This is a genomic window from Mesorhizobium sp. M5C.F.Ca.IN.020.32.2.1 (assembly GCF_004023105.1).
Lineage (GTDB): Bacteria > Pseudomonadota > Alphaproteobacteria > Rhizobiales > Rhizobiaceae > Mesorhizobium > Mesorhizobium wenxiniae.
The window spans coordinates 1-2,397 of sequence record NZ_RZSX01000918.1; the positions used below are offsets into that span (position 1 = coordinate 1).

General features: G+C 65.6%; 2 protein-coding genes. Both read right to left on the reverse strand.

All coding sequences use genetic code 11. From position 1 onward, the window contains the following. The coding region (locus EOA86_RS30845; RefSeq protein ID WP_128345070.1) for a heparinase II/III family protein at positions 1-1,473 on the reverse strand (1,473 nt) is incomplete at its 3' end. Positions 1,474-1,611: 138 nt separating this feature from the next. Beyond that, the coding region (locus tag EOA86_RS30850) for an RsmB/NOP family class I SAM-dependent RNA methyltransferase (protein WP_164892150.1) at positions 1,612-2,397 on the reverse strand (786 nt) is incomplete at its 5' end.

Here is a 2,397-nt window from a genome sequence, read left to right on the forward strand (position 1 = left end):
GAAGCGTACGGTGACGAAATCGCGGCCGTTGTTGCGGATCGCCGCGCCGCCCCGCCGCAGAAGGCGATCCCTGCCGGCGAGCACATTGCCGTTCGTCGACAATTTCAGTTCGCGCTCATGCAGGAAGCCGAAGCGCGCGACATAGCCGTCGTGGCGAGCCAGAAAACCCTGGCTGCCTTGCTGGTCGGTGCGCTTGCAAAGCACATGCTGCGGGCCGCCGATCAACGGCGTGCCGAGCAGATCGTTGACGCGCAGCGAGTGGCTGAAACGCGCCGACGAGGTGTCGTTGATGGTGGCGGTCGAATGGGCGGCCGTGGCGCGGGCAAGCGGCCGGAATTCGGCGGCGCCATAGGTATCGACGCCGGCGTTGACGACATAGTGGCGGCGGCCGGAAGACAGCTCGAAGGCCAGGCATCCGGCGTGCGCCGCGTTGGAAACATCGATAGGCGGTGGCGGGCCGGTATCGGCGATCACGGTGACGCCGCCGATGGAGAGGCGCTCGTAGCCCGAATGCGGTGCGTGCAGCAACGGCGCGCCGGCGGTGTCGTCGTGGCGCAGAATGGTGGCGATGCGGTCGTGGATGGTCGCGCCCATGCCGTTGAAGCGCGCGAGGCTGCCGTCCTGGTGGCGAAAGAAGCGAAGCGCAGGCAACATACGGTCGATGGCGCCCATCAGCGCCGCCGGCGGCGTTTCGGCTTGATTGGCATAGGTCTGGCGCAGCGGCAGAAGATCGGCGAGCGTTTCAAGAACGGCCATCGGATTGCGGGAAATATGACCGCCATCCGGCAGAATCTGACGGTCGAGCTCCTCGGCGAGGTTGCGTGTCGCACCACGCAGCGCCGATGGCGGTGCCGGCAGTGACAGAGCGGCGAAGGCAAGCGCGATGCGGGCGCGCAGCCTGTCCTTGCCGTCCGGCATTTCGCGTGCCATCGCCCTGAGATAGCGGATCTGCATGGCCAGCGATTTCAGGAAGGCGCGGTAGAAGGGAAATTCAGCGCCTTGCAGCACCACCGAGGAATGCTGCAGCCAGGCAATGACTCGCTTGGCCGTCGTGCCGGGCTCCCAGGCGACACCGGAAATGTTGCTGCCATGGATAGTGATCCAGTCGGAGACCAGCGCGCGGGCATTGGCTGCGGCAAGCTCAGTGCCGGCGGCGCGCATATGGCGCAGCCAGCGAAAACCGTGCAGCGCCTTTTGCCAGCCGGGATTGGGCACGGCAATCTGGAAGGGCGACTTGCCGCCGGTCTCGACCAGATGCCCCGACAGCGGATAGCGGCCATAATAGATCTCGAGCGCGATCTGTGGGTCGGCCAGGCGCAGGTCCGGCGGAGCGATCAACACCCGTTCCGGCGTGCGGCCGGAGTAGCGCCAGCGATGGAGCGGCCCGGCACGCAGGCGCCGGCGCGTCTTGCGCCAGAACTCCTTCGCGACAAGCGTCCACAGACGCGTCGTGCTGCCGGCGGCGATCGCCAAAAGCCCTCCTCATACCCCTCAACCCGAAGACAAGTTATATGCTTCAAGAACCTATGCGAAGGCGAATTCCATGGAGGCCTTGGCGTTCAGCCTGTTTTCCGCAGGATTCTTCCTAAAATACTCGACAAATTGTCGGCATTAGCCGGCTCTGCGAAAGCGGGCGGCGAAGAAGCCGTCCAGGCCGGACCGTTCCGGTGAGCCGAGCTCCAGATCGGCGGGCGTGGTGCGCAGCGTGCCTTGCGGCGTCAGGAACGGATCAATGCCGGCGATCTCGCCCGGGCGGAGCGGATCGTCGACGATGTCCGCCGTCCCGGCGAGGAAGGCGCGGTAAAGCGCCTCGCCTTCGAGCGGGTCAAGCGAACAGTTGGAAAAGACGATGCGGCCGCCGGGCTTGACCAGGGTGACGGCTCGGGCGAGCAGCCTTCGCTGCAGATCGGCGAGTTTTTCGATGTCGGCCGCTGTCTTCGTCCAGGGCACGTCGGGATGCCGCCGCACCGTGCCGGTCGAAGAGCACGGTGCATCGAGGAGAACGGCGTCGAACAGTTGTTCCGGCTCATATTTGAGCAGATCGGCCTGGACGATCTCTGCGGACAGACCAAGCCGTTCGAGATTCTGCGATAGCCGCGCCAACCGGTTCTTCGAGATATCGACGGCGGTTACATTGGCGCCGCCGAGAATGAGCTGAGCGGTCTTGCCGCCGGGGGCGGCGCAGAGGTCGGCGACGCGCAAACCCTTGATGTCGCCGAAGAGCCGGGCTGGAAGGCTTGCGGCGGCATCCTGAACCCACCAGGCGCCGTCTTCGAAGCCCGGCAATTCGGTGAAGGAGGCGCTGAGCTTTTCCACTCGCACCGTGCCGGTCGGCAGCACGATGCCGCCGGCACGGTGCGAGTGGAAAAGCTCAGCGCCTCCTTCACCGAATTGCCG